Source organism: Bradyrhizobium pachyrhizi (genome assembly GCF_001189245.1).
GTDB classification, from domain to species: Bacteria; Pseudomonadota; Alphaproteobacteria; order Rhizobiales; family Xanthobacteraceae; genus Bradyrhizobium; species Bradyrhizobium pachyrhizi.
Map to the genome: position 1 here is coordinate 204,539 of NZ_LFIQ01000119.1, position 24,785 is coordinate 229,323.

Below are 24,785 nucleotides of genomic sequence, written 5' to 3' on the forward strand. Positions count from 1 at the left end.
AAATTTATCGGGTAGCCTAGGAACGGTGACTTAACCTCACGTTGCAAAACGGGATGAGTTTGAAACGACTTGGCAGCAGCGCAATTGCGTCAAACTTTACGCAACGGCCGCGACGCTCAAGGACGCAGCGTCGGCGACGTGTTCGGCGCGGGCGCCTGCTCCATCTCGGCCACCTCGGGCAGCTTGTCGGCGTGAACGGCCAACGGCGTGCCGATCCAGAGCGGATCGTCGTGGTGGTCGCGGCGCGGATTGGTGGTGTTGGGATGGACCAGGATGCTCAGGCTGCCATGGTTCAGCATCAGCCACGGCACCAGCGTCGGAAACAGTTCTGCCGCAAACGCCACCTGATACATCGCCTGATCGTGCGGGCCGACCTTGACATCGTGCCAGCGCCCGAGCGTGACCAGGAAGCGCTCGCCGATCCAGTTGCGCAGCCGCTCCGCCTCATCCCGGCTGGTCGCGGGGTCGTAATAGACATGAGCGTGATAGCTCGCGATCTCGCCGATCGTCCGTGGCGCGCCCGTCATCTCAGCTCTCCTTCTGACCGGTCATTTGCGCCGCAGCACACTGAACTGGAACGACTGCGTCGCGCCCCAGGGCGTGACGTGCCGGTGCGCCTCATGCGCGATCAACTCGAATGCCGGACCAATGGTCCTGCTGAGCGTCACGGGATCATAGCGCTGCACCGGCAGGCCGCTGCACTTCTCCGGGCCGTCCAGCGCAAAGGTGCCGATCACGGCGTGGCCATCTGCTTTGACGCCGCGATGCAGCCGGTCGAGATAGGCCGCGCGGTCTGGTTCCTCGACCAGGAAGTGGAACGCCGCACGATCGTGCCAGATGTCGAAGGCCTGCTCCGGCTGCCAGACCGTCGCGTCACCTACGATCCAGCGCACCGCGTCAGCTGCTGCGCCGATCCGCTCCCGCGCGCTCGCCAGCGCCGCCTCGGAGAGATCGAGCAGGGTCACATCATGAAAGCCGCTCGCCAGCAGCGCATCGACAAGTCGCGAAGCTCCGCTGCCGATGTCGACGATCGAGGCGTCGCGGCCGGGCGCAACCGATTCGATCAGGCGCAGCGAGGGCTGCGGATCGGCCTGCGACCAGCTCACCTGCTGCTCGCGCTTGGTCAGATAGACGGTCTGCCAATGCGATTGGCGATCAGAAGCAATCATGGCGATAGGTCCCGAAAGCGGCGCCAGCAACCCGCGTTGCGCACGATTAACCATGAGCTAGGCGCGGACGTTTCCCGCGTCAACCCGCAGCAGCCGACGCGCCAGCCTTGCAGCAGCAAATGCCGCATTTGATTTGCGGCATTTTCAGACTAACCTGACCGACAGGTTGAGATCGGGGCGCCCGGGGGATGGCCAACTTCGGCTGGACACGCGTCAACAAGCCTGCACAAGCGGAGGACGCCGCCAGCGACTTGCGCGGCCTCAGCGATCCGGCGGCGTTTCTCGCCGCGCTCGACAAGGTGGTCCCGCGCTATCTCGATCTCGCCGACAATGGCGTGCTGGTCTATCCGGCCTGCAAACGCAAGTCCGGCGATCTGCTCGGCGACATCAGTGCGATCTGGGAGCACACGCGGCTTGAAGCGATGCGCTATGTCCCGATGGTGCCTCGGCAGGACATCTCGCTGCTGGTCGATCCGGCCCGCCAGGCGGAGATGATCGATGCTTTCCTGCGCCAGCGCGCACACGACAAGACCGTCGTCGATTTCACCGGCACCGCGATCGAAGACTACGGGATCGCGATCTACGCTGGCTTGAACTGGCTGAACCATTGCGGCGCCCTCGTGGGTGCCGATCCGCAAAAGTTCTCCGGCACATTGCGGAGCTTCCGCAGGGTCATGGTGGTCGCCCAACAGTGGTGGGCGATCGACGGCGCGGCCGAGCGCTGTCGGCAACTGCTCGAAGCGCGCGAACGGCCGCCGCTGGTGTTCTTCCTGCTGTGGGCCGAATGCACCAATTTGGCGCGGGAGATCGCGATCGCTGCGGCCGGTCCGAATGCAACCGAGGACACCATCTCGCGGATGCGCGCGGCCGAAGATCCGGAACAGCTGACCTAGGAAGCCGGCGGAGCCCGGCCGTCAGGCGACAGGGTCCCCGTCGGCGGACGCCAGCTGCAATTCCTTGGACTTGCGCGAGATCAGGCGGGCCAGCTCGCTCTGCTTGTAGGTCTCGACGAACTTGATGGCGAAGCCGTTCGGCAGATGCCGGACCACTCGCCCGACGCAGGCGCCGATCGCCAGCGGCATGCCGATCGGCGGCTGCGCCTCGGAGGAGACGGCCGCGCCGGACAGCGACATATCGATGATAAAGCAGCTCTGCATGGTGCCGTCCGCCAGCGTCAGCATGGCATGCGGCGCGACGGGAGCGAAACGCGGGTTGTTGCGCGCCTCGCGGATGCTCGGATCCTTTTGCTTCTTCTCGATCCAGGTCAGCTTGTCGGCGAACTTCTCACGCATGGCATGCGTCATCTCGAGCTCGAGCAGGAAGCTGCCGCCCATCGTGTCGGTGATGCAGCCGTCGAACTTGCCGAACTCCTCGAAATACGAAGTCAGCCGGTCGCCGACCTTGCCGACGACGGGCACGTCCACGATCATCCGGAACGGCGAGACGCGCGTGGTGCGGCAGGCGAAGGTGCGCAATTTGCCCTGGGCATCGTACCAGTTCGGCAACGTGTAGCTGCCGTTGACGGTGATCTTGACCGCGCGTTGCTTGAGAAACTTTTCGACGGACACGACTGAACCTCGCCCGAGGCGATGTGAATGTACGGAGGTCGGGATTGACCGGCTTCACTGCCGGTCCGGTGGTGGGGAAGTCTGCTACCGACGCGATGGTAGCGGGGAGCTGCGGCACGCATCCCAGCGCGTGGCGGAATGGTCTTGGCGCGATGGTCCTGGCGCGCAGGCGTACAGCCATACCGTCGAAAAACTAGGAAAAAGTTAAACCGGGGCGGAGCGCCGGCGGCGCACTCTATGGCGCAACCGTTGCGCGGCGGTTTATTTTGAGAACCGTACAACTACCGGGAGAGTTGCTGTCCGGTAATGCAATCGCGCCGTGCTCCAAACCGCCTGCCTCGGCTGTCGGCCGGGTGCTAGCCTTGGCCGAAATCAGACCGGACCCCCTCATATGCCAAACCTGTCAAACAAACCGCTTGCCGACGGCAAGATCCTGCAAGACGTCGTCGACGGCGTCGGCGTCATCACCTTCAACAATCCCGACAAGCGCAATGCGATGTCGCTGGAGATGTGGGAGGGGCTCGGCGAGGCGCTGACGGCGTTGCGCGACGATCCGGGCGTCCGCGTCGTGATCCTGGTTGGCGCCGGCGACAAGGCCTTCGTATCGGGCGCCGATATCAGCCAGTTCGAGAAGACCAGGCACAACGCCGAGGCCTCCGAGGAATATTCACGGCGCAGCGCCGCCCAGCGCGCCCTGCTCGCCGACTATCCGAAGCCGACCATCGCCTGCATCCGCGGCTTCTGCCTTGGCGGCGGCATGCAGGTCGCGATGCTGACCGATATCCGCATCTCCGGCGCCAGCGGCCAGTTCGGCATTCCCGCCGCCAAGCTCGGCATCGCCTATGGCTATGACGGGCTGCGCCACCTGGTGTCGCTGGTCGGCCCGTCCTGGGCGCGGCTGATCATGTATACCGGCATGCGGATCGATTCCGCCGAGGCGCTGCGGATCGGCCTCGTCGATCGCGTGCTGCCGGACGCCGAGCTCTGGGACGCGACCATGGAGATCGCGCGCACCATTTCCGGCAACGCGCCGCTGGCGATCAAGGCCGCCAAGATCACCATTGCGCAGGTGCTGAAGGATCCAGCCGACCGCGACATGGCCGCGATCAAGCAGGTCGGCATCGAATGCATGGATAGCGCGGACTTCCGCGAAGGCCGCAGCGCCTTCATGGAAAAGCGCGAGCCGCAGTTCAAGGGCCGCTAACGGCGTCCCCATCCTCACCTGTCATCGCCCGGTTCAACCGGGCGATCCTGAACGCCGCGGCCATCGGCTCAAGCACGACTCGCCTCTGGAATACCGGATTACCCGCATGCGCAGGCGATGACACCGGATGGCTACTGTGATATTTCTGTATAACGGAATAATACCGCCGATTTGCCCGACGCGCCAGGCTGCCTGGTCGAACGCCGGCCGCCGGCGGCTACTTTGCATGGGGTTGTTTTCGATATTTTGGCAGTTTGCTCGCGATTGAACCTGCCCGCTACTTCTTCTCGCTGACCGGCACCGTGTAGTTCAGGATCAACCGCCCGCCGTCGGGATAGATGGTCTGGCCGGTGATGTAGGAGGCATCGTCGCTGGCCAGGAATGCCACGACGGAGGCGACCTCGCTCGGCTCGCCACAGCGGCCGGCCGGCGTCCGCGACAGCACGCTGCGCCGCGCGTCCTCCGAGGAGAAGATCGCCGTCGCCACCATCTCGGTCAGGATCGTGCCGGGTCCGACCGCCACGACGCGAATGCCGTGCGGCGCCAGCGCCACGGCGGCGACCGAGGTGAGCTGCTTCATCGCGCCCTTGGACATCGCATAGGTCGCGAGCGAGGGGATCGCGAGCAGCGCGTTGACCGAGGACATGTTGACGACGACGCCGCCACCGCCCTGCGCGATCATCTGGCGCGCCGCGGCCTGGACGCCGAAGAACGCGCCCTTGAGGTTGATGCCCATCACGTCGTCGAATTCGGCCTCGCTGATGTCGAGGAAGTCGCGGTTGCGCGCGACGCCGGCATTGTTGACCATGACGTCGAGCCGGCCGAACTCCTTCACCGCGGTCGCGACAATGCGATCGACATCGGCGCGCTTGCTGACGTCGGCCTCGACCGCCCGCAACTGATCGATATGTCCGAGGTCCTGGGCGGTGTGGACAAGCCCTGCAGCGTCGACATCCGAGATGACGACCCTGGCGCCGTCGGACAGGAAGCGCGCCGCGCAGGCCTTGCCGATGCCGCGTGCCGCTCCGGTGATGGCGACGACCTTGCCGGAATTCTTCATGGGAGTGCCTCCAGAACAAACTGTTCATGGAGCAATAGCGCATTGCGCGTCGGCAGGGAACGCGGCGGATTCTCCGGGCGAGACCTCAGGGACTTGATGCGCGCGAGAATCCGGTCGGCCTCGGTACGCCAGTCGGCGCTGCGGGCGAAGTCCGGCGTTCCCTTGGCTCCGAACACGCCCTCATCGGCAAGATCGGCGATCCAGCCCTGGCGCTCGGCGGTGCCCGAGGCAGACCACGGCGTCAGCCCGGCCTCGCGCACGGTCTCCGCCACCTCGCGCACCTCCTCGGCGCGCCGCCGGCCGTGCTCGATCACTCGCTGAAAGAAATAGGCGCCCTGCTTCTCCCAGTCGATCGACGGAAAGGTTTCCTTGAGCGAGGCGAGCACCGCATCCTCGACGCCATAGGCGCGTGCGGTGGTGAAGCTCTCGATCACCATGGCCTCCAGCCCCTTGATCATGATGCAGCGGCACATCTTGACCGCCGAGGAGACGCCAAGCTCGTCACTTGCGACCTTCGCCGCAAAGCCGAGCGCGAACAGCTGCGGCGCGAGCTCCCGCGCGCCTTGGCCGCCGAGCAGCAGCGGCACCTTGATCCGGTACGGCGGCAGCGAGGTCATCACCGCGCCCTCGACATAGCGGCCACCGGCGCCGTCGATGTGCGCCGCCGCGCGCCGCTTGGCGCCGGGCGAGGCCGAGTTGAAGTCGAGAAACCAAGCGCCGTTGCGGATTGCGGGCGCGCAGGCCGCGGCCACCGGCACCGCCTGGCTCGCCGTCACCGCCGAGATGATGAAATCGGCCCGCGCCGCGAGATCGGCATGGGATTGTGCGAGCTCGACGCCGATCTCGGCCGCGTGTGCGCGCAGCGCCGCGCCCTGCCCGCGGTCAAGCTTGATGTCGTAGGCCGAAACCCTCACGCCCTGCTGGCGCAGATCCTCGGCAAGGATGCGGCCGACCTCGCCATAGCCCAGCATGCCGATTTGCCATTGCCTCGGATCGCCGGAGATTGTCATCAGTTCAAGTCCCGTGTTGTGTCGTCGAACAGCTCGTCGACCGTGACGTGCCGGGGGATCAACGCCTGCTGCGCGCAATAGTCGATCATCAGCTCGAGCGGCTTGCGGTTCGCCGCAACGCCGAACGGCAGCAGGTCCGGCATGCCGGGTGGTCCGGCCTCTTCCTTGCCGCGCTTGAGGAGATCGTACAGGCTCAGCACCACGTCCGGCCGCGACGCCGCAAGCCGCGATGTCACCACCACCAGATGATTGACCGGCACCACGCCGTGCCGCGCATACCACCGCGCCGCCTCTGCGGCCGGATCGGCGAACAATGGCTTGAATGCCGGATCGCTGGAGGTCTCGCCGAGCACGGCGTCGAGTTCGCCGTCCCTCAGCATCTGGACGATGGTCTTGCCCTTTGGCGCACGCTCGGTGCTGTCGACATATTCCGCGACATGCGGATCCTCGAACGTGACCCAGTTGATCCTGTCGAGGTTCACGCCATGGTCGTTGGCAAGGATGCCGCGCATCCATGCCCCGGTCGTGGTCGTGAACGAGCGGATGCCGACCCGTTTGCCTTCGAGATCGGCAGGCACGAGCGTACCGCGGTCGGCGCGACAGAGCGCATGGCCGTGCTGGAAGCGGCCGACCATCGCCGCCGGCAACAGCACCAGCGGCTTGCCGTGCGCCCTTGCCATCAGATAGGTCACGATCGCCATCTCGCAGATGTCGAAGGCCTGGTCGCGCACCATCGGCTTGAAAGCGGCGTTGGTCGGCATGAATTCGGTGAAGTTGAGATCGAACAGGTCGGAGCGAAGCTCGCCGTTCTTCACCGCCCGGATGTGCGAATGATTGCCGAGCACGGCGCGTAGCCGAAGTTTCTCCATCGCGACAAGCTCCGGACGTTCAGGTCACCACTCGCCCCGGATTCGCGGCCGGGATCTTGCGCGGCGCCCCTTCGTCGAGCGGCGCGGCCTGCAACGCGGCGACGGTGGCGCGCACCAGCTCCTCGATGGCGTGGCCGGCATCGGTGCCGTCGGCGCTGCCGCGCGACAGGCGCGAGACGCGCTCCGGCGTCACCAGCGTGTAGTAGAGCGCGCCGAGCAGGAAGTGGCTGCGCCAGACCAGATCGGTACGCGGAATATGCGGCAGGCTTTCATGAATCGCGTCGATGAAGGCATGACTGGTGTCGTCGAAGGTCTGCGCGATGATCTTGCGCACGACCTCATTGCCCTCGGCCGACATGATCGCGCGCAATCGCGTGAACCGCGTTCCGCCGCCGGCAAGATCGCTGCCGGACGTAAAGGCCGGCAACACATAGGCGCGCACGATCGCCTCCAGCCGGTCCTGCAGATCGCGCACCCGCCGCGCCGCCGCCAAAAGCTCGGAACGTCTGCGGTTCATCGGGCCGCAATGGCGCCGATAGATTTCCAGCAGCAGGCCGTCCTTGGTCCTGAAATGATAGGTCACGCTGCCCGGATTGGCGCCGGCGGCCTGCGCGATGTCGCGCACCGAGACGGCGTTGAAGCCGTAGGTCGAGAACAATTCCTCCGCCGCGGCCAGGATCGCCTCGCGCATGTTCGGCTTGCGGGTGCTAGCGGCGGCCTTCACGTCAGACCTGGCAGGTTTGCGGACCATATTTGTACTATCGTCCAAATAATCCGGTCGCGTCAACAACGCCGCGCTGCACGCATCCGTCAGGATAGTTTGACGTCGGGCTCGGCACGACCGCGCGCGGCAGCGTCGAGCAGGAACGTCCTGCCATGGTCGGGATCGGCCGCACGCTGCGCCTCATCCATGTCCTGCCAGGCCGAGGTGACCAGCACGCGCGAGAAGTCGCGGCCGACGAATGCCGGGCAGCTCGATTGCCTCGCCGGTACGCGCAGCGAACGCAGATGCCGGCCGGCGGGATCGTAAACGTCGACGGAGCCACCGCCCCAGCGCGCGTTCCAGATCAGCCCGTCGGCATCGACGATCGCGCCGTCGAGCCCGCCGCTACCTTGATGCCTGATCAATTCGGTGAGCTCGCCGACCGGCAGTCCTGTTGCTGGATCGAGCGGCACGCGATGCAGTACGTTGGTCGCGGTATCGGCGAAATAGCCGATGTCGCCCGCGGGCGAAAAGCAGATCGCATTCGGGATGGTGATCCCGGGATACAGCCGCACGATGCGGCCCCGGTGCAGCGCATAGATCGCGCCGGCACCCTGCTCGGCATGGCGCCCCATGGTGCCGAGCCAGAACGTGCCCGACGGATGCACGCGCGCATCGTTGGAGCGCGTCAGCGGATTGTCGGCCTCCAGCGCGGCGAACAGCTCCAGGCGGCCGTCGGCAACGTGCCGGACATAAAGTCCATCTTCGGTCAGGATCAGCTGCCGCTCGCCGTCGATCCGCGCCAATGCACTCGCCATTTTCGGCAATTCATGGATCACAGTGGTGCCGCCTGCAAATCGATGCTCGAACAGGCGGCGCTCGCGGATGTCGAACCACCAGGCGGTGTCGGTTGCCGCATCATAGGTCGGACCCTCGCCGAGATGGCAACGCTCCGCCGACAGCACCGATGTCGGCACCTCTTCCATCAGCGGCTCGGCGGCACGGTCGGTCATTGCGTCACTCACGCGGTTGAGAAGCGGTAGACGATGCTGCGCCGATAGAGCTGCCCCGGATCGAGCCGCGCCGACGGGAAGTCGGGCCGGTTCGGCGTATCCGGCCAGGCATGCGGCTCGAGACAGAGCGCGTCGAATTGCCGGTAAAGACGATCGCCCTTGCCGGCGGTCGAGCCGTCGAGGAAATTGCCGGAATAGAACTGCAATCCCGGCTGATCGGTGAGCAGTTCCATCACGCGGCCGCTATGCGGCGCCTCGAGGCGCGCGGCCAGGCGAAGGTCCGTCCCCTTGGCCAGACAGAAATTGTGGTCGTAGCCGCGCCCAAGCTGGAGCTGCTCGTCATGCATCCTGATCCACGCGCCGATGGCCGTGGGCTTGCGGAAGTCGAACGGCGTGCCGTCGACCGGCCGCGGCGGGCCCGGTAGCGGGATCGCCGTGGCATCCACCGCGAGGAAATGGTCGGAGACGATCGTCAGGCGGTGATCGAGGATCTGCATGCCCGAGCGCGCGCCCTCGAGATTGAAGAAGCTGTGATTGGTGAGGTTGAGGCAGGTCGGCCGGTCGGTCGTCGCCTCGTAGGTGACCGAGAGCTCCATCGGGTTGCGCACGCTGTAGGTCACCCGCGCCTGAAGATTGCCGGGATAGCCTTCCTCGCCATGCGGGCTCTCGCGCTCCAGCACCAGCGTCGGTCCCGGATCATCCGATAGTTCGACGATCCGCCACAGCTTGCGATCAAAGCCTTGCAGGCCGCCGTGCAGCGCGTTGGGACCGTTGTTGGCGTCAAGCTGCACGGTCTCGCCATCGAGCACGAAACGCGCGCCGGCTATCCGGTTGGCATAGCGCCCGATCGTCGCGCCGAAGAATTTGCGCTGTGCGAGATAGCCGTCGAGCTCATCGTGGCCAAGCACGATGTCGTCGCAATGCCCGTCACGATCCGGCGCAAGCAGCGCTTGCAGCGTGGCGCCGAACGGAAGGATGGCGGCCTCAAAACCGTATTCGCCGCGCAAGATCACGCGCTCGACCACGGTGCCGTCGTGCAATTTGCCGAAGGGGGCGCGACCAATGCTGGCTGATATCATTGTCAGTCCTTGAACGCCTCGACGAGGCGCCGTCGCCCGAGCATGAAGCTATCGGCGACAAGCCGCAAGGGCGCGAGGTCGACATCGGATTTTCCTTCCGAGGTCAACGCGACGAAACGGCGGTAGAGCGCGGGGTATTCCTCATCTGGCGCATCGACCACCAGCCTGCCGCCATCGCGCAGCTGCCTTCCACCTGTCGACAGCGTCACAGGTCCGGCCTCGGTCTCGCACAGGATGTCCCAGCTCGGCGATCCGGTCTGGCGGAAATCGAATTCGGCGTGAATTGGCAAGCCACCCGCGTCGGAGAGTTCGATCTCTGCCGCAATCGGCGCCTCCCGATTGGATGGAAAGTCCAATGCCGCACTCCTGATGAAGACCGCACGCGGCAGGATCTCGGTCAGGATCGACAGCGCGTTGATGCCGGGATCGAACACGCCGAAGCCACCCGCCTCGAAGATCCAGATCTGGCCCGGATGCCAGACGCGCACGTCTTCCTTCCAGATGATGGTCACCTTGTTGATGGTGCGTCTCGCGAGCAATTGCCGCGCAGGACCGACCGCGGCCGCATAGCGTGAATGCCATGTGGCAAACAATGTCCGACCCGCCTCCTGCGCGGCCGCGATCAGCGGCGTGAGTTCGCTCAACGTCGTGCCCGGCGGCTTCTCCATCAGCACATGCTTGCCCGACGCGAGCGCGGCGTCGGCCTGCGCGTGGCGCACCTGCGGTGGCGTACACAGCGCGACCGCATCGATCTCCGGCCCGTCGCGCAACAACTCCTGCAAATCGCGGAAATGCGGCAGGCCGGGCGGGGTTTTGACGGGATCAACCACCGCAACGAGAGCTACGCCTGACGTCTTCGCGATCGCAGGCACGTGCTGCCGGCACGCGATCTCGCCATAACCGACGATGGCGATGCGAAGCAGGTCACTCATGGCCGTCCTCGCGTTGCGGTCGACCTGCCGGCTGAAACCGCCAGGCAGAATCATAAGCCAGCGCCGAATACCAACGGCATGATGTGATTTTGGTTGCGGACGCGCAAGTCCACGACGCTCTGGTGTGCACCTCGCGGCCGGGGCATCGGCTTTGATCAAATCAAGGCCGATGCTCCAGATTCCGGTCTTGACGGGCTTTCTTCGCGCGGACCGGTCACCGCCTCGCCCGGAATTGCGCTAGCGCGCGGCCTCAAACCCGCCGAGCACCGCCGTCAGATTGGCGCCGAGGATGTCGGAGAGATAGCCGCCCTCCTGCACCAGCACCGTCGGCAGTCCGAATCGGGCCAGCCCCTCGCCGATGCGACGAAAGCCGTCGGTGGTGACGGCGAGACCGGCAAGCGGGTCCTTCTCGGAGGCGTCGAGACCGAGCGCGACCACGAGCGCGGTCGGAGCAAAGGAGCGGATCGCCTTCTCCGCCGCTGCGAGCGCCTTCATGTAGTCGTCGTCACCGGTGCCCTTGGCGAGGGGAATGTTGAGATTGGTGCCGAGGCCGCCTCCGGCGCCGCGCTCATGCGCATAGCCCCAGACGAAGGGGTAGAAGAACGACGGATCGGCGTGGATCGAGACGGTGAAGACATCCGGTCGCTCATAGAAGATGCCCTGCGTGCCGTTGCCGTGATGCACGTCGACGTCGAGGATCGCGACGCGCTCATGCTTCTGGCGCAGATGCTCGGCCGCAATCGCGCTGTTGTTGAGGAAACAGAACCCGCCGGCGAGGTCGCGATAGGCGTGATGGCCGGGCGGACGGCTCAGCGCGTAGACGGCGTCCTCGCCGTCGAGCACCATCTGCGCGGCGGTGACTGCGACGTCGCTCGCGGCGCAGGCGCCGGCCCAGGTGCCGGGACCGATCGGAGCCGCGGTGTCCATCGTGTGCCAGCCGAGCTTGCCGACGATATGAGCAGGGTACGTGCCGGCATTGCGCACCGGGTGGATGTTCGCGATCATCTCCGGTCCGGCATTGCCGAGCGCCGACCATTCGTCCCAGGCGTCCGCGAGAAAGCTCAGATATTCCGGACTATGCACGCGCGCCCGCGGCCCCTGGCCGAACCTGGTCGGCTCGATCAGCGTGTGCTTGCCGGCCTTCAGGCCCGCCAGCAGGCGGTCGGCGCGTTCGGGCTGTTCGGTGGTACGCTGGACCACACCGCGGACCAGGAAGAATTGCGGATCATGGCTGCGGTGCAGATCACTGTAGACGGCCTTCACGGGGACACTCCTGTTCGATCGGCTGAGCTGGACAGAGCGAGGGCAATGTGCCGCACGCAAGCTTTGGCTTGCGCGTTGTACACTATCAGCGACGGCGACGATCTGAAACCGAGCGCGATTTCATGCTATGCCCGCATGCAGCGCAATGATTGAAAGACGCAGGACGCGAAGTCCGGCCATGGCCAGCGGCAAGACGGTGACAGAGGAAACGGCAACGGGGCGGCGCGGGCGGCCGCGCTCCGCCGCGACCACGGCCGCGATCCTGGAAGGCGCCTATCAGCTGATGGCGACGACCGGCCTCGCCGCGACCACCATCGACGCGATCGCCAAGCATTCCAACGTCTCGAAGATGACGATCTACAAATGGTGGCCGTCGCGCGAAGCCTTGCTGATCGATGCCTTCCTCGACCAGGCCTCGCGGGCCGTGCCGCTGCCCGAAACCGGCAATCCGGTGGCCCGCGTCCGCCGTCATGTCGCAACCTATGTCGAGGCGTTGCAGGGCGAGTTCGGTCGGGTGCAGCTCGCCGTGATCTCGGAATGCATCTCGAAGACCGGCACGGCGGAACTGTTCTACGAGCGTTACCTCGGCCTGCGCCGCAGCAAGATGCTGGAGATCATCGCCACCGGCCAGAAGGATGGCAGCATCGGCGCGCCGGCCGTCCCCGGCGACATCTATGACGCGATCTATGGCAGCCTGTTCTATCGCTACGTCTTCGGCATCAAGCCGTTGACGCCGGCCTACGCCCGCAATCTCGTCAATCTGGTGCTGCGGCCACGCGCGGACGCTTGACTATCAAGCAGAGCGCTGGCGCTGACGGCGGAACCAGACCCAGGTCTCGCGCGTCACGGCCCGGTAACTGCTGCCGCGATACACGATGTGGCCATCGACGATGGCGTTGAGCTTCGGCAGCGCATGGAACGGCACCGTGGGATAGGCGTGGTGCTCGACATGGTAAGGCATGTTCCAGGCGAACCATTTCATGATCCTGCCGGTCATCGTGGTGCGCGTGTTCTCGAACGCGCTCCGCGTCCGCTCGCAGCCGGTGTGCTCGGCATAAAGATAGGGGCGCAGGATGAGCTGACCGGCCAGGAGCGGCACGACCCACACAAAGAGCAGGATCGCGCTGTGCAGCGCGAACGATGCCACAAGCAACAGCAGATAGCCCGCGAGATAGAGCCGCGCCTCCAGCACGATCGAGGCCCGCTTGTGCGCCGAAATCCATGGCACAACCACCTTTCCGGTGAGTGCATGCCAAAACATCAGGCGGATGCGAACCAACACCTGCAGCAGTCCCGAATAGGCGATCGCGAGCTGGGTGTCCGACGCGGGCTTGGGGCCGACGATCAGCTCCGGGTCTTTCTCAGGATCCTGCGTGTAGCGGTGATGGTCCCAGTGAAACAGGCAGTAATACTGGTAGGGCAGTCCGATCATGAAGGCGGACAGATTGCCGACGACAAGATTGAGCACTGGACTGCGGAACGCCGTCTTGTGCGCGGTCTCATGCACCACCATGAACAGGAATGCGACGAAGTAGCCCTGCACGGCAATCAGCGGCAGCGCCCATGGCAGACCGTAGCGCGATGAGACCAGGGAGATCAGCGCACCGACGATGACGATCATTCCGTAATGGCTTGCCGCGCGCACCGCGCCGGCAAGGTTCGACTTGGTCGACAAATCGCGCAAGGTCAGCGGGCTGAGCGGCTTCAGGCGGGGTCCGGCGTCACTGGTCTCTGCGGTGCTCATGGTCGTCTCACCTATCAGCGTTGCAGCAGCGCCGAGATTTCGGCGTTGATGAAGGCGCGGTCTTCGGCGTTGTTGGCGGGGTTGCCGGCCCGATGCCCATGGATCGAGGGAATGGCGTGCAGCGCGGCCGAGCGTGCGTTGACGAGGCGACCGAGTTCATCCTCGTTGTCGCGCGGGTCGAAATAGCGATCAGTACGCCCCGGAATCAGCAGGACATGCGCCCTGATCGCGGCCAGCGCCCGGTCGAAGTCGCCGCCGAATTGATCGCAACGGCTGATATCGCCGACCTGCCAGATCGCGATCTGCGCCAGCAGATCATTCGCATCGCGCCGCGCGAAGGCACCGTCCCAGGATCCCGCCAGATAGTCTTCCAGCGAGTTGAAGCCAACCTTGCGCCAGACTTCCTCGCGATAGAACTCATGCGACATCGCCCAGCCGGCGTAGACGCGCCCCATCGCGCGCAGGCCCGCCACCGGCTTGGCGACGAAGCGGCCATCCCGATAGGCCGGGTCGGCGGTCAGCGCGGCCTTCACGCCTTCGAGGAAGACATGATTATACGGCGAGCACCGCGCGCTGCCGCAAACCACGGCTGCGCGCTCCACCATGTCGGGATACCGCGCGGCCCAGTGATAGGCCTGCATGCCGCCCATCGACCAGCCATAGACCAGCGCGAGCCTGGTCACGCCAAACCGCTCGACCAGCAGCCGCCGCTGGATCGCGACCGCGTCATGATAGGTGAAGGCAGGAAACGGCGCGCCGCCCAGCAGCTCGGCGGAATTCGACGGCGAGGAAGACAGACCATTGCCGAACAGATTCGCGATGACGATGAAGTAGCGCTCGGGATCGAGCGCGCCGCCCGGCTGCACCAGCCATTCGATGTCGGTGTGCTGTGCGGCGAACGACGTCGGATAGAGGATGACGTTGTCCCGCGCCGCATTCAGCGTGCCATAGGTCTTGTAGGCGAGCCTCAGTTGCGGAAACACGGCACCGCCCTGCAGCGTCACATCACCTGCCTCGAACACCTCATAGTCGCGCAGCGTGGTCATCAGCATTCGACCTCGAGCAGCAGGCGCAACGCTGCGCCCTCCATAGCTGTACTATTCGTACACTAAATGCGGAACCCCGGCAATAGCGGCGAAGGTGGAATGACACCGGGCCGATCCATTCAAAATCGGTATGGATCAATACCCGTTTCGGCTTGGACCCATTCTCGTCATCTCTCTAGGAGAGACCCCGAGGAAATTTTCGAGGAGGCGCTAATGAGCGCAATTGTGTCCGCCGCAGACACGCGGCGATCCCGCGTCCGGCTCTTGATCGTGACGATGCTGTTTCTCGTCACCACCGTGAACTATGCCGATCGCGCCACGCTCTCGATCGCCGGCCCCGCACTTTCCAAGGAACTGCATCTCGATCCCGTCGCGATGGGCTACGTGTTCTCGGCGTTCGGCTGGTCCTATGTGGTCGCGCAGGTGCCGTGCGGCTGGCTGCTCGACCGCTTCGGCTCCAAATGGGTCTATGCGATCAGCATCATCGTCTGGTCGATCTTCACCGCGATGCAGGGCCTGGTCGGGTTCCTGTCCGCCGGCGCGGCCGTGGTGCTGCTGTTCGGGCTGCGCTTCCTGGTCGGCATCGCCGAGGCGCCGTCATTCCCGGCCAATGCCCGCATCGTCGCCTCCTGGTTCCCCGGCAATGAACGCGGCACCGCCTCGGCCTTTTTCAATTCGGGGCAGTATTTCGCCACCGTGATCTTCGCGCCGCTGATGGGCTGGATCGCCCATGCGTATGGCTGGCGCCATGTGTTCTACGTGATGGGTGCGCTCGGCATCGTCATGGGCATTGCCTGGATCAAGACCATCTACGAGCCGAAGGAGCACCCCGCGATCAACGAGGCCGAGTTCGACTACATCAAGCAGGGCGGCGCGCTGGTCGACATGGATGCGGCGAAGGCCGGCAAGACGCAGGACAGCGGCCCCAGCTGGGACCACATCCGTCAGCTGCTCGCCAACCGCATGATGCTCGGCGTCTATATCGGCCAGTACTGCATCAACACGCTGACCTACTTCTTCCTGACCTGGTTCCCGGTCTATCTGGTGAAGGAGCGCGGGCTCTCGATCCTGCAGGCCGGCTTCGTCGCGACCTTGCCGGCGCTGTGCGGCTTCATCGGCGGCGTGCTCGGCGGCGTGATCTCGGACTATATCCTGCGCCGCACCGGCTCGCTGACCATGGCGCGCAAGATCCCGATCGTCGGCGGCATGCTGCTGTCTATGTCGATCATCGCCTGCAACTATGTCGACGGCCAGGCACTGGTGGTCGGCTTCATGGCGCTCGCCTTCTTCGGCAAGGGCATCGGCGCGCTCGGCTGGGCGGTCGTCTCCGACACCTCGCCGAAGGAAGCCGGCGGCGTCTCCGGCGGACTGTTCAACACCTTCGGTAACCTGTCCTCGATCACGACGCCGATCATCATCGGCTACATCCTGGCCGCCACCGGCTCGTTCAACGGCGCGCTGGTGTTCGTCGGTGCCAACGCGCTGGTCGCGGCGATCGCCTATCTGTTCATCGTCGGCGAGATCAAGCGGGTGCAGCTGAAGGCGGCCTGAACGCGACCTCTCCCCGCCCTTCCGCGGGGAGAGGTCGAAATTCGCACAGCGAATTTCGGGTGAGGGGCAAAGCAACACGTCTCCGCAGAGACAGTCCTTCCGACTCGTTCGGATCGCGCGTGCACATCGAGGCGGCCGCTGCGCAGAGAGAGCCCCTCACCCCAACCCTCTCCCCGTAAGAACGGGGAGAGGGAGCAGAAAACCAAACGGCGGCTTCGGCCGCCGTCTTTGTCTGCTTGTTTGTCTTCTTGGCCAGTGGGAGGCATCGATGCTAGAACGTACAAATCCCCGCGCGATCAATTCCGGGCTTGCATCGATGTTCGACCTGAGCCAGCTCCGCTGCTTTGTCACGGTGGCCGAAGAATTGCATTTCGGCCGCGCCGCGGCGCGGCTCAATATGACCCAGCCGCCGCTGAGCCGGCAGATCCAGGTGCTCGAGCACATCATCGACGCGCCGCTGCTGGAACGCACCAGCCGCTCGGTGCGGCTGACGCCGGCCGGACGCAGTTTCCTGCCTGAGGCGCGGCGCATCCTCAAGCTCGCGGAATCGGCCTCGCAGGTTGCCCGCCGCATCGCGCTCGGCAAGACCGGCTCGCTCAAGATCGGCTTCACCGCCGCGGCCGCCTACGGCTTCCTGCCCGACCTGATCGCGGCCTGCCGCTCGCGCCTGCCCGAGGTCGATTTTTCGCTGAAGGAGATGGTCTCCGGCGATCAGTTCGAGGCGCTCACCACCGGGCAGATCGATGCCGGCCTGCTGCGTCCGCCGATCGCGCGGCCGGAATTCGCCAGCCGGCGCGTCGTGGCCGAGCCGCTGCTCGCCGCGATCCCGAAGAAGCATCCGCTGGCCGCGGCCGAGACCGTCAGCATCAAGGATTTCGACGACCAGCCCTTCGTGATGTATTCGCCCTATGAGGCGCGCTATTTCCACGATCTCCTGGTGTCGATGTTCACGCGCGCCGACGTGCTGCCGCGCTATGTGCAGCATCTCAGCCAGATCCATTCGATCCTCGCCATGGTGCGCGCCGGGCTCGGCGTTGCGATCGTGCCCGAAGCGGCCGCCAGCCTGAAGATCGCGGAGGTCAAGCTGAAGCCGTTGAAGCTGCGATCACCCGGGCCGGTCGAGCTGTTCATGGTGTGGCGGCGCGATCACGAGAACCAGTTGCTGCCTTCGCTCATCGAGATCGCGACCGAAATCGCAGCGCCGCATCTGCGCGGCGATTGATGCAGAGTTAGCATCGCTCGATACCGCGTTTGGCTTGGACGCGCATCGAACCATTCCCTAGAAATTCCGCCATGGACGCGCGCTGCTCGCGCATCCCGTTCCCAACATCATCAGGAGTGGCGCCATGAGCAAGATGACCCCTCAGGAGATGGCCGCTAGAATCGGTGGCGGCCTCCTGTCCTTCCCCGTGACCCCGTTCAACGCGGACTATTCGTTCGACGAGGCGACCTATCGCGCCAACATGGACTGGCTGTGCGGCTATGACGTTGCCGGCCTGTTCGCCGCTGGCGGCACCGGCGAGTTCTTCTCGCTGACGCCGAGTGAAGCTCCCCACGTCGTGAAGATCGCGGTCGACGAGACCAAGGGCCGCGTTCCCGTGCTGGCCGGCACCGGCTACGGCACCGCGATCGCGCGCGAGATCGCGGTTGGCGCCGAGAAGGCCGGCGCCGATGGCCTGCTGCTGCTGCCGCCCTATCTCACCCATGCCGAGCAGGACGGCCTCGCCGCGCATGTCGAGGCGGTGTGCGCATCGGTCAAGATCGGCGTCATCGTCTACAACCGCGACAATGCGATCCTGCAGCCCGATACGCTGGCGCGCCTCTGCGAGCGCTGCCCGAACCTCGTCGGCTACAAGGACGGCATCGGCGATATCGAGCTGATGACCCGCGTCTACACCCGGCTCGGCGACCGCCTGACCTATATCGGCGGCCTGCCGACCGCGGAGACCTTCGCCCTGCCCTATCTCGACATGGGCGTGACCACCTATTCGTCGGCGGTGTTCAACTTCGTGCCGGAATTCGCCACCAGATTCTACGCCGCGGTGCGCCGGCGCGATCATCAGACCATCCATGCAGGCTTGAAGGATTTCATCCTGCCGCTGATCGCGATACGCAACCGCAAGAAGGGCTATGCGGTGTCGATCATCAAGGCCGGCATGAAGGTGATCGGCCGCGATTCCGGCCCGGTGCGCCCGCCGCTGACCGATCTCACCGAGCAGGAGATCGCCGAACTCGCGGCCCTGGTAGCCAAGCTGCCGCAGGCCGCGACCCAACAGGCAGCGGAATAAACCAAACGAAGGACGAAGGGAGGAGCAGATGATCCAGGACACGATCCGCACCGGCTTTGCCGGCGCACCTGTTGTCACGGCGATGGAGGTGATCCCGGTCGCCGGCCGCGACGGCATGCTCCTCAATCTGAGCGGCGCGCATGCGCCGTTCTTCACCCGCAACCTCGTTATCCTCACCGACAACTCCGGCCACACCGGCGTCGGCGAGGTGCCGGGCGGCGAGAAGATCAAGAAGACGCTCGAGGACGCCCGCGACCTCGTCGTCGGCCAGACCATCGGCGCCTGCAACAACGTCCTGGCCTCGATGCGCCAGGCCTTCGCCGATCGCGACGCCGGCGGCCGCGGCAAGCAGACCTTCGACCTCCGCGTCACCATCCATGCTGTGACCGCGGTGGAATCCGCGCTGCTCGATCTGCTCGGCCAGCATCTCAATCTCCCGGTCGCAGCGCTGCTTGGCGAAGGCCAGCAGCGCACGAGCGTCGAGACGCTCGGCTATCTCTTCTTCGTCGGCGATCGCAGGAAGACCAACCTTCCTTACGTCGAGGGCGAGACCGGCAAGCCCGACTGGTTCGATCTGCGCCACCAGGTGGCAATGACGCCGGAGGCGATCGTGCGCCTCGCCGAGGCGACGCAGGCGCATTACGGCTTTGCCGATTTCAAGCTCAAGGGCGGCGTGCTCAGGGGCGAAGAGGAGATCGAGGCCGTCACCGCAATTGCAAAACGCTTCCCGAAGGCGCGTGTCACGCTCGACCCGAACGGCGCCTGGTCGCTCGACGAGGCGATCCGGCTGTGCAGCAACATGCATGGCGTACTCGCCTATGCCGAGGATCCCTGCGGTGCCGAGGCCGGCTTCTCCGGCCGCGAGATCATGGCCGAGTTCCGCCGCGCCACCGGGCTGCCGACTGCGACCAACATGATCGCGACCGACTGGCGGCAGCTCTCGCACGCACTGCGGCTTGGCGCAGTCGACATTCCGCTCGCCGATCCGCATTTCTGGACCATGCAGGGCTCGGTGCGGGTGGCGCAGACCTGCCGCGACAACGGCCTGACCTGGGGCTCGCACTCCAACAACCATTTCGATATTTCGCTGGCGATGTTCACCCATGTCGGCGCCGCCGCGCCCGGTAAGGTGACCGCGATCGACACCCACTGGATCTGGCAGGATGGCCAGGCGTTGACGCGCCAGCCGCTGCAGATCAAGGGCGGCAAGATCGCAATCCCGGATCGGCCGGGCCTCGGCATCGAGCTCGATCGCGGTGCCATCGAGGCCGCGAACGCGCTATACAAGCAGCATGGCCTCGGCGCCCGCGACGACGCGCTGGCCATGCAGTTCCTGATCCAGGGGTGGACCTTCGACGACAAGCGTCCCTGCCTCGTGCGCTAAACAAGAAAGGTTGGAAACATGACCGCTCACCAAAAGAACTTCATCGCCGGCGAATGGGTCGACGGAACAGGCATCACGCGGGACATCAACCCCTCCAACACCGGCGATGTCGTCGGCGAATACGCCAAGGCCGACAAGGCGCAGACCGAAAAGGCGATCGCCGCGGCGAAGGCCGCATTCCCGGCCTGGGCGCGCTCGACGCCGCAGGAACGCTTCGACGCGCTGACCAGGATCTCGGTCGAAATCCTCGCCCGCAAGGAAGAGCTTGGCCGCCTGCTCGCCCGCGAGGAAGGCAAGACGTTGCCGGAAGGCATCGGCGAGGTGGCGCGCGCCGGACAGATCTTTGCGTTCTTTGCCGGCGAAGCGCTGCGGCTGATGGGCGAGAAAGGCGCATCGGTGCGCCCCGGCCTCGACGTCGAGATCACCCGCGAGCCGGTCGGCGTCGTCGGCATGATCACGCCGTGGAACTTCCCGATCGCAATCCCGGCCTGGAAGATCGCGCCGGCGCTGTGTTACGGCAACGCGATGGTGTTCAAGCCGGCCGAGCTGGTGCCGGGCTCCGCCCATGCGCTGTCCGAGATCATCGCGCGTTCCGGCATTCCGGCGGGGGTCTTCAACCTCGTGGTCGGCTCGGGCTCGGTGGTCGGCCAGACCCTGCTCGATCATCCCGACGTGGCCGCGATCTCCTTCACCGGTTCGGTGCAAACCGGCCGCAAGATCGCGCAGGCCTGCGTGCTCTCCAACCCCATGAAGAAGTTCCAGCTCGAGATGGGCGGCAAGAACCCGCTGGTCGTGCTCGACGACGCCGACGTGAAGGTCGCGGTCGAGGTCGCCGTCAACGGAGCCTATTTCTCGACCGGCCAGCGCTGCACGGCGTCCTCGCGCCTGATCGTCACCGCGGGTATTCACGACCGCTTCGTAGCCGCCATGACCGAGCGGATGAAGGGGCTTTCGGTGGACGACGCACTGAAGAGCGGCGTGCATGTCGGCCCGGTCGTCGACCAGAGCCAGCTCGACCAGGACCTGCGCTACATCAAGATCGGCCAGGATGAAGGCGCCCGCCTGCACTGGGGCGGCGAGCTGCTCAACCGCGAGACGCCCGGCTTCTATCTGCAGCCGGCACTGTTCACCGAGGCCAACAACCAGATGCGCATCGCACGCGAGGAGATCTTTGGCCCGGTCGCCTGCGTGATCCGCGCCAAGGATTATGAAGAGGCGCTGGCGATCTCCAACGACACCGAGTTCGGCCTCGCCTCGGGCATCTGCACGACCAGTCTGAAATACGCCTCGCACTACAAGCGCAACAGCGAGGCCGGCATGGTGATGGTCAACCTGCCGACCGCCGGCGTCGACTACCACGTCCCGTTCGGCGGCCGCAAAGGCTCGAGCTACGGCGCGCGCGAACAGGGCGCCTATGCCCGCGAGTTCTACACCACGGTGAAGACGGCCTACACGTTCCCGGGCTGAGGCTTGTGGCGTGGGTTAGCCGAAGGCGTAACTCACGATGGCCACAACGTACCAAACATGACGGGTTACGCCTTCGGCTAACCCGTCCTACAACTTCCGGAGTCCACGATGGACCAGTCGATCGGCGCGCAGGAGCAGCCCCGCTACATCAAGCTCAACGAGCGCGACAACGTCGCGATCGTCGTGAATGATTTCGGGCTGCCGGCCGGCTCCCGCTTCGCGTCGGGCCTGACGCTGCGCGCTTTCGTGCCGCAGGGCCACAAGACCGCGCTGGAAGACATCGCCGAAGGCGCTCCGATCATCCGCTATGGCGAGGTGATCGGCACGGCGCTGTCGCCGATCCTCGCCGGCGAATGGGTCGACGAGGCCCGCATCCGCATGCCCGACGCGCCGCCGCTCGATCAGCTCGAGATTGCGACCGCGGTGCCGCCGGCGCTGCCGCCACTCGAAGGTGAAGCCTTCGAGGGCTATCGCAATCCCGATGGCTCGGTCGGCACCAAGAATATCCTCGGCATCTCCTCCTCCGTGCAATGCGTCAAGGGCACGATGGAATACGCAGTCAAGCGCATCCGCGCCGAGCTCTTGCCGAAATACCCCAACGTCGACGACGTCGTGCCGCTGACGCATGCCTATGGCTGCGGCGTCGCGATCACCGCGCCCGACGCCGTGGTGCCGATCCGCACCCTGCAGAATCTCGCGCTCAATCCGAATTTCGGCGGCGAGATACTCGTCGTCGGCCTCGGCTGCGAGAAGCTCGCGCCGGAACGGCTGGTGCCGGAGGGCGTCGGCGACGCCATCGTGCGCATGCAGGACGAGGCCTTTGACGGCTTCGGCGCCATCGTCGACGCCATCATGACCCAGGCCGAGGCCCGGCTGAACGTGCTCAACGCCCGCAAGCGCGAGACCTGCCCGGCCGCCGATCTCGTGATCGGCCTGCAATGCGGCGGCAGCGACGCGTTCTCCGGCGTGACCGCGAACCCCGCGGTGGGCTTCGCCGCCGACCTGCTGGTGCGCGCCGGCGCGACCGTGATGTTCTCGGAAGTGACCGAGGTGCGCGACGCGATCCAGCTGCTGACTCGCCGCGCCGTCAACCAGGATGTCGGCCGCGCGCTGATCCGCGAGATGGAATGGTACGACGCCTATCTCGCCCGCGGCGGCGCCGACCGTAGCGCCAACACCACGCCAGGCAACAAGAAGGGCGGCCTTGCCAACATCGTCGAGAAGTCGCTCGGCTCGATCGTCAAGTCGGGCTCCGGCCCGATCGCGGGCGTGCTGTCGCCGGGCGAGAAGGCGCGGCAGAAGGGCATGCTGTTTGCGGCTACTCCCGCCAGCGACTTCATCTGCGGCACGCTGCAGCTCGCCTCCGGCATGACCTTGCAGGTGTTCACCACCGGCCGCGGCACGCCTTATGGCCTCGCCGCAGCCCCCGTCATCAAGGTCGCGACCCGCAGCGAGCTGGCACGGCGCTGGAAGGACCTGATCGATTTCGACGCCGGCTGCATCGCCAGCGGCGAGAAGACCATCGAGGAAACCGGCTGGGACCTGTTCCGTCTGATCCTCGACGTCGCGAGCGGTCGCACCCAGCCGTGGTCGGACCGCTGGGGCATCCACAACGATCTGACGCTGTTCAACCCGGCACCGGTGACCTGAGCATCCGCGGCTCCTTAACCACCCGTTAGCCACGTCCTGATCGGCCCGGGAACGTGGCAATTCGATTCAATTTGTCTGGGCATGGAGGCACACATGACCCGGACAACCAACGATCTCAGAGATCAGGCCGACCGCGCCGAGCGGCTGGCACGCACCGGCATAGACTCGTTGACGGTCGAGCGCCTGCGTGCCTACGCGGAGGAATGTCGCATCGCAGCGGCCGAGCGGGAGAGGCAATCGGGGGCATCACCACCGGCATAGATGTCCGGTCGTCAAAACGTCTTTAGGCCCCGCACTTCCTTGGCGGCGACCTTGATCAGCGGCTTGACCGCCTGTTCCTCTCGGCCGAGCACGACGCCCGAGGCAAAGGCGCTGGCGCGCTCCTTCCGATGCGGGGCCTTCAGCGCCGCATCGACCGCCAGCTCGCGGTGCGCGACAAAATCGTTGAGCGAGCCGAGCGCATCCTGGACCCGCTTCAGATGCCGGGACAGCCGCGCGAGTTGCTTGCGCTCACCCTTGCGCGAAAACAGGCTTTCGAAGAAGTCGATCGCGTATCTGAGCTTCTTGGCCCTGATGCGCAGCTTGTGCCGCTCCTCGGCCGACAGCTCGTCGAGACGCCGGCCATCCTTGCGCAGCTTCCTGATGCGGCGATGCAGCAGCGCGGCGGCGAATTCCTCGATCGGACCGCCTTCGTCCTCCGCGGCAATGGTCTGCCTTGCCTCGATCCATTGCAGCGTGTCGATCAGCATGGACCGATAGCGCCGCGAATTGACCGCGTGCCTCGCGCCGGCAAATGCGCGGTCGCGGCGACCGGAAAACTCCCGCCGGATCGCTTTGCCGCCGCGCCGGAGCAGCGCGTCATGCGATGCAGGCTCGATATCTTCCTTGACGAACACATCAAGCTCGCGCGCCGGCGCGAGCGCGTTGGTGAGCCACTTCAGCTGCGTCTTGATCTCCTCCGTCGGAGCTACGGTGAGGATCTTCGAGAACAGCGAGATCGCAGCGCGCAGCCGCCGCAACCCGACCCGCATTTGGTGAATGCCTTCCGCCTCGCCCTCGCGGACCGCGTCGGCATTCGACGAGAAGTGACGAAGCGCGCTGCGCGCGACCACCCGGAATGCCGCGCCGGCGGTAAGTCCGGCGTCGAGCACGATGCTCCCGGCGGAGACGACGACATGCTCCTCGCCATCGGCAAGTTCATAGCCGTGTTCGGCTTTCGAGCGCAGATCGAGCTCCGCCGCCGCCTTCCGCTCCAGCGCCCTGGCGACCCGGAACAGGTCGAGCGGGCGGCCGCTCTTGAGCTCGAGTTCGACCTCGTCGATTCGGCGCGAACGGTGCCCGGCCGTGGTGTAGCCGCGATCGATCGCGAGTTCGATCTCGCTGCGTTTGGTCCGCAGCGGCACGGTGATACGCCGCACCGACGTTTCGAACACCGGCTTCAGCTTGCGACGCAGCCTGCCAGACGCGAGCTTTTCGAGCGGCGTACCTTCAGCCTTGTCGAGGTCGAGGTTTCCGTCCGCCAGGTCAGTCTCCCATTCGCCCCGTTCAAACTGCGGACCCGCTCCCGACTTGATAGTCTGAACATAGTTGCCGCCATCGCGCCGCACGCGCAGCGTCAGTCCGTGCCGCTTGAGCTTGTGCTTCGCCGTGTCGAAATAGGTCGAGACGAGATCGCTCTCGGATGGTGCACCGCTCTTGCTGCCGGCGACCCGCGGTTTCTTCAGCCCCTTGAGCTTGCGCGCGGGAACGTGGAATTTGAGCTCCGTCTCGGCCGCCATCGTCGCT

At 65.5% G+C, this 24,785-nt stretch carries 24 protein-coding genes; 10 read left to right on the forward strand and 14 right to left on the reverse strand.

The annotated features are described in order from the left end of the window. Positions 1-116: 116 nt before the first annotated feature. Positions 117-527, reverse strand: coding sequence for a DOPA 4,5-dioxygenase family protein (locus AKL29_RS35950; protein WP_050387421.1), 411 nt, complete (start codon positions 525-527; stop codon positions 117-119). Between the two features lie 21 nt (positions 528-548). Next, entirely contained in the window at positions 549-1,169 is a 621-nt protein-coding gene (locus tag AKL29_RS35955) for a class I SAM-dependent methyltransferase (RefSeq protein WP_050387422.1), read from the reverse strand. 188 nt (positions 1,170-1,357) lie between these two features. On the opposite strand from AKL29_RS35955, the gene AKL29_RS35960 reads away from it, so the two are divergent. Next, on the forward strand, positions 1,358-2,062 hold the full coding sequence (locus AKL29_RS35960) for a hypothetical protein (protein ID WP_028333263.1): 705 nt from the start codon (positions 1,358-1,360) through the stop codon (positions 2,060-2,062). Positions 2,063-2,083: 21 nt separating this feature from the next. On the opposite strand, the gene AKL29_RS35965 is transcribed toward AKL29_RS35960, so the two are convergent. Next, a complete protein-coding gene (locus AKL29_RS35965) occupies positions 2,084-2,737 on the reverse strand; it encodes a PilZ domain-containing protein (RefSeq protein ID WP_050387423.1) in 654 nt (217 codons plus the stop codon). Positions 2,738-3,128: 391 nt separating this feature from the next. Here AKL29_RS35965 and AKL29_RS35970 point away from each other — a divergent pair, with 391 nt between their 5' ends. After that, the gene (locus AKL29_RS35970) at positions 3,129-3,941 is read left to right on the forward strand and encodes an enoyl-CoA hydratase (protein ID WP_050387424.1); all 813 of its coding nucleotides are present in this window, start codon (positions 3,129-3,131) and stop codon (positions 3,939-3,941) included. Between the two features lie 277 nt (positions 3,942-4,218). Here the strand turns inward: AKL29_RS35970 and AKL29_RS35975 are convergent, their stop codons facing one another. The 8 genes from AKL29_RS35975 to AKL29_RS36010 all read right to left on the reverse strand — a co-directional run bounded on the left by AKL29_RS35975 (position 4,219) and on the right by AKL29_RS36010 (position 11,870). After that, the gene (locus AKL29_RS35975; protein ID WP_050387425.1) at positions 4,219-5,001 is read right to left on the reverse strand and encodes an SDR family NAD(P)-dependent oxidoreductase; all 783 of its coding nucleotides are present in this window, start codon (positions 4,999-5,001) and stop codon (positions 4,219-4,221) included. Beyond that, complete coding sequence (locus tag AKL29_RS35980) at positions 4,998-6,005, reverse strand: DUF1932 domain-containing protein (RefSeq protein ID WP_082190803.1); 1,008 nt, start codon at positions 6,003-6,005, stop codon at positions 4,998-5,000. The genes AKL29_RS35975 and AKL29_RS35980 overlap by 4 nt, the downstream gene beginning before the upstream one ends. Positions 6,006-6,010: 5 nt before the next feature. Next, entirely contained in the window at positions 6,011-6,880 is an 870-nt protein-coding gene (locus AKL29_RS35985; protein WP_050387426.1) for a substrate-binding domain-containing protein, read from the reverse strand. 19 nt (positions 6,881-6,899) lie between these two features. Continuing rightward, a complete protein-coding gene (locus AKL29_RS35990; RefSeq protein WP_028333269.1) occupies positions 6,900-7,631 on the reverse strand; it encodes a TetR/AcrR family transcriptional regulator in 732 nt (243 codons plus the stop codon). Positions 7,632-7,690: 59 nt separating this feature from the next. Continuing rightward, positions 7,691-8,569: an SMP-30/gluconolactonase/LRE family protein gene (locus AKL29_RS35995; protein ID WP_050387579.1), complete on the reverse strand. Its 879-nt coding sequence runs from the start codon at positions 8,567-8,569 to the stop codon at positions 7,691-7,693. 35 nt (positions 8,570-8,604) lie between these two features. Further along, a complete protein-coding gene (locus AKL29_RS36000; RefSeq protein ID WP_050387427.1) occupies positions 8,605-9,675 on the reverse strand; it encodes an aldose epimerase family protein in 1,071 nt (356 codons plus the stop codon). A gap of 2 nt (positions 9,676-9,677) precedes the next feature. Beyond that, positions 9,678-10,607: a Gfo/Idh/MocA family protein gene (locus tag AKL29_RS36005; RefSeq protein WP_050387580.1), complete on the reverse strand. Its 930-nt coding sequence runs from the start codon at positions 10,605-10,607 to the stop codon at positions 9,678-9,680. Positions 10,608-10,844: 237 nt separating this feature from the next. Beyond that, positions 10,845-11,870, reverse strand: a complete 1,026-nt coding sequence (locus tag AKL29_RS36010) for a histone deacetylase family protein (protein ID WP_050387428.1) — start codon at positions 11,868-11,870, stop codon at positions 10,845-10,847. Positions 11,871-12,048: 178 nt separating this feature from the next. Here AKL29_RS36010 and AKL29_RS36015 point away from each other — a divergent pair, with 178 nt between their 5' ends. Next, entirely contained in the window at positions 12,049-12,660 is a 612-nt protein-coding gene (locus AKL29_RS36015) for a TetR/AcrR family transcriptional regulator (RefSeq protein ID WP_050387429.1), read from the forward strand. Positions 12,661-12,663: 3 nt separating this feature from the next. Here AKL29_RS36015 and AKL29_RS36020 read toward each other — a convergent pair whose 3' ends face one another. Together AKL29_RS36020 and AKL29_RS36025 are read right to left on the reverse strand one after the other, a co-directional pair. Continuing rightward, entirely contained in the window at positions 12,664-13,614 is a 951-nt protein-coding gene (locus AKL29_RS36020; RefSeq protein ID WP_050387430.1) for a fatty acid desaturase, read from the reverse strand. Positions 13,615-13,628: 14 nt separating this feature from the next. Next, entirely contained in the window at positions 13,629-14,660 is a 1,032-nt protein-coding gene (locus tag AKL29_RS36025; RefSeq protein ID WP_050387581.1) for an alpha/beta fold hydrolase, read from the reverse strand. A gap of 213 nt (positions 14,661-14,873) precedes the next feature. Between AKL29_RS36025 and AKL29_RS36030 the strand changes: the two genes are divergently transcribed. The 7 genes from AKL29_RS36030 to AKL29_RS36060 all read left to right on the forward strand — a co-directional run bounded on the left by AKL29_RS36030 (position 14,874) and on the right by AKL29_RS36060 (position 23,261). Then, positions 14,874-16,211 (forward strand): MFS transporter, encoded by a 1,338-nt coding sequence (locus AKL29_RS36030; protein ID WP_028333277.1) that lies wholly within the window; start codon positions 14,874-14,876, stop codon positions 16,209-16,211. 316 nt (positions 16,212-16,527) lie between these two features. Further along, a complete protein-coding gene (locus AKL29_RS36035) occupies positions 16,528-17,433 on the forward strand; it encodes a LysR family transcriptional regulator (protein WP_050387431.1) in 906 nt (301 codons plus the stop codon). Between the two features lie 124 nt (positions 17,434-17,557). Then, positions 17,558-18,499: a 5-dehydro-4-deoxyglucarate dehydratase gene (gene kdgD, locus AKL29_RS36040; protein WP_050387432.1), complete on the forward strand. Its 942-nt coding sequence runs from the start codon at positions 17,558-17,560 to the stop codon at positions 18,497-18,499. A 28-nt stretch (positions 18,500-18,527) separates the two neighbouring features. Next, positions 18,528-19,883 carry a glucarate dehydratase gene (gudD, locus tag AKL29_RS36045; RefSeq protein WP_050387433.1) on the forward strand — a complete coding sequence of 452 codons (1,356 nt, stop codon included), beginning with the start codon at positions 18,528-18,530 and terminating at the stop codon, positions 19,881-19,883. 18 nt (positions 19,884-19,901) lie between these two features. After that, positions 19,902-21,350, forward strand: a complete 1,449-nt coding sequence (locus AKL29_RS36050; protein WP_050387434.1) for an aldehyde dehydrogenase family protein — start codon at positions 19,902-19,904, stop codon at positions 21,348-21,350. Positions 21,351-21,458: 108 nt separating this feature from the next. After that, on the forward strand, positions 21,459-23,000 hold the full coding sequence (gene garD / locus AKL29_RS36055) for a galactarate dehydratase (RefSeq protein ID WP_050387435.1): 1,542 nt from the start codon (positions 21,459-21,461) through the stop codon (positions 22,998-23,000). A 93-nt stretch (positions 23,001-23,093) separates the two neighbouring features. Then, positions 23,094-23,261, forward strand: coding sequence for a hypothetical protein (locus AKL29_RS36060; RefSeq protein ID WP_410712152.1), 168 nt, complete (start codon positions 23,094-23,096; stop codon positions 23,259-23,261). Between the two features lie 11 nt (positions 23,262-23,272). Here AKL29_RS36060 and AKL29_RS36065 read toward each other — a convergent pair whose 3' ends face one another. Next, positions 23,273-24,778 carry a CYTH and CHAD domain-containing protein gene (locus AKL29_RS36065; protein ID WP_050387436.1) on the reverse strand — a complete coding sequence of 502 codons (1,506 nt, stop codon included), beginning with the start codon at positions 24,776-24,778 and terminating at the stop codon, positions 23,273-23,275. Positions 24,779-24,785 lie beyond the last annotated feature (7 nt).

Coding starts and splice junctions, on each gene's coding strand:
- AKL29_RS35950 (WP_050387421.1), bottom strand. CDS start 527: ATGACGGGCGCGCCACGGACGATCGGCGAGATCGCGAGCTATCACGCT.
- AKL29_RS35955 (WP_050387422.1), bottom strand. CDS start 1,169: ATGATTGCTTCTGATCGCCAATCGCATTGGCAGACCGTCTATCTGACC.
- AKL29_RS35960 (WP_028333263.1), top strand. CDS start 1,358: ATGGCCAACTTCGGCTGGACACGCGTCAACAAGCCTGCACAAGCGGAG.
- AKL29_RS35970 (WP_050387424.1), top strand. CDS start 3,129: ATGCCAAACCTGTCAAACAAACCGCTTGCCGACGGCAAGATCCTGCAA.
- AKL29_RS35975 (WP_050387425.1), bottom strand. CDS start 5,001: ATGAAGAATTCCGGCAAGGTCGTCGCCATCACCGGAGCGGCACGCGGC.
- AKL29_RS35985 (WP_050387426.1), bottom strand. CDS start 6,880: ATGGAGAAACTTCGGCTACGCGCCGTGCTCGGCAATCATTCGCACATC.
- AKL29_RS35990 (WP_028333269.1), bottom strand. CDS start 7,631: ATGGTCCGCAAACCTGCCAGGTCTGACGTGAAGGCCGCCGCTAGCACC.
- AKL29_RS35995 (WP_050387579.1), bottom strand. CDS start 8,569: ATGGAAGAGGTGCCGACATCGGTGCTGTCGGCGGAGCGTTGCCATCTC.
- AKL29_RS36000 (WP_050387427.1), bottom strand. CDS start 9,675: ATGATATCAGCCAGCATTGGTCGCGCCCCCTTCGGCAAATTGCACGAC.
- AKL29_RS36005 (WP_050387580.1), bottom strand. CDS start 10,607: ATGAGTGACCTGCTTCGCATCGCCATCGTCGGTTATGGCGAGATCGCG.
- AKL29_RS36015 (WP_050387429.1), top strand. CDS start 12,049: ATGGCCAGCGGCAAGACGGTGACAGAGGAAACGGCAACGGGGCGGCGC.
- AKL29_RS36020 (WP_050387430.1), bottom strand. CDS start 13,614: ATGAGCACCGCAGAGACCAGTGACGCCGGACCCCGCCTGAAGCCGCTC.
- AKL29_RS36025 (WP_050387581.1), bottom strand. CDS start 14,660: ATGACCACGCTGCGCGACTATGAGGTGTTCGAGGCAGGTGATGTGACG.
- AKL29_RS36030 (WP_028333277.1), top strand. CDS start 14,874: ATGAGCGCAATTGTGTCCGCCGCAGACACGCGGCGATCCCGCGTCCGG.
- AKL29_RS36035 (WP_050387431.1), top strand. CDS start 16,528: ATGTTCGACCTGAGCCAGCTCCGCTGCTTTGTCACGGTGGCCGAAGAA.
- kdgD (WP_050387432.1), top strand. CDS start 17,558: ATGAGCAAGATGACCCCTCAGGAGATGGCCGCTAGAATCGGTGGCGGC.
- gudD (WP_050387433.1), top strand. CDS start 18,528: ATGATCCAGGACACGATCCGCACCGGCTTTGCCGGCGCACCTGTTGTC.
- AKL29_RS36050 (WP_050387434.1), top strand. CDS start 19,902: ATGACCGCTCACCAAAAGAACTTCATCGCCGGCGAATGGGTCGACGGA.
- garD (WP_050387435.1), top strand. CDS start 21,459: ATGGACCAGTCGATCGGCGCGCAGGAGCAGCCCCGCTACATCAAGCTC.
- AKL29_RS36060 (WP_410712152.1), top strand. CDS start 23,094: ATGACCCGGACAACCAACGATCTCAGAGATCAGGCCGACCGCGCCGAG.
- AKL29_RS36065 (WP_050387436.1), bottom strand. CDS start 24,778: ATGGCGGCCGAGACGGAGCTCAAATTCCACGTTCCCGCGCGCAAGCTC.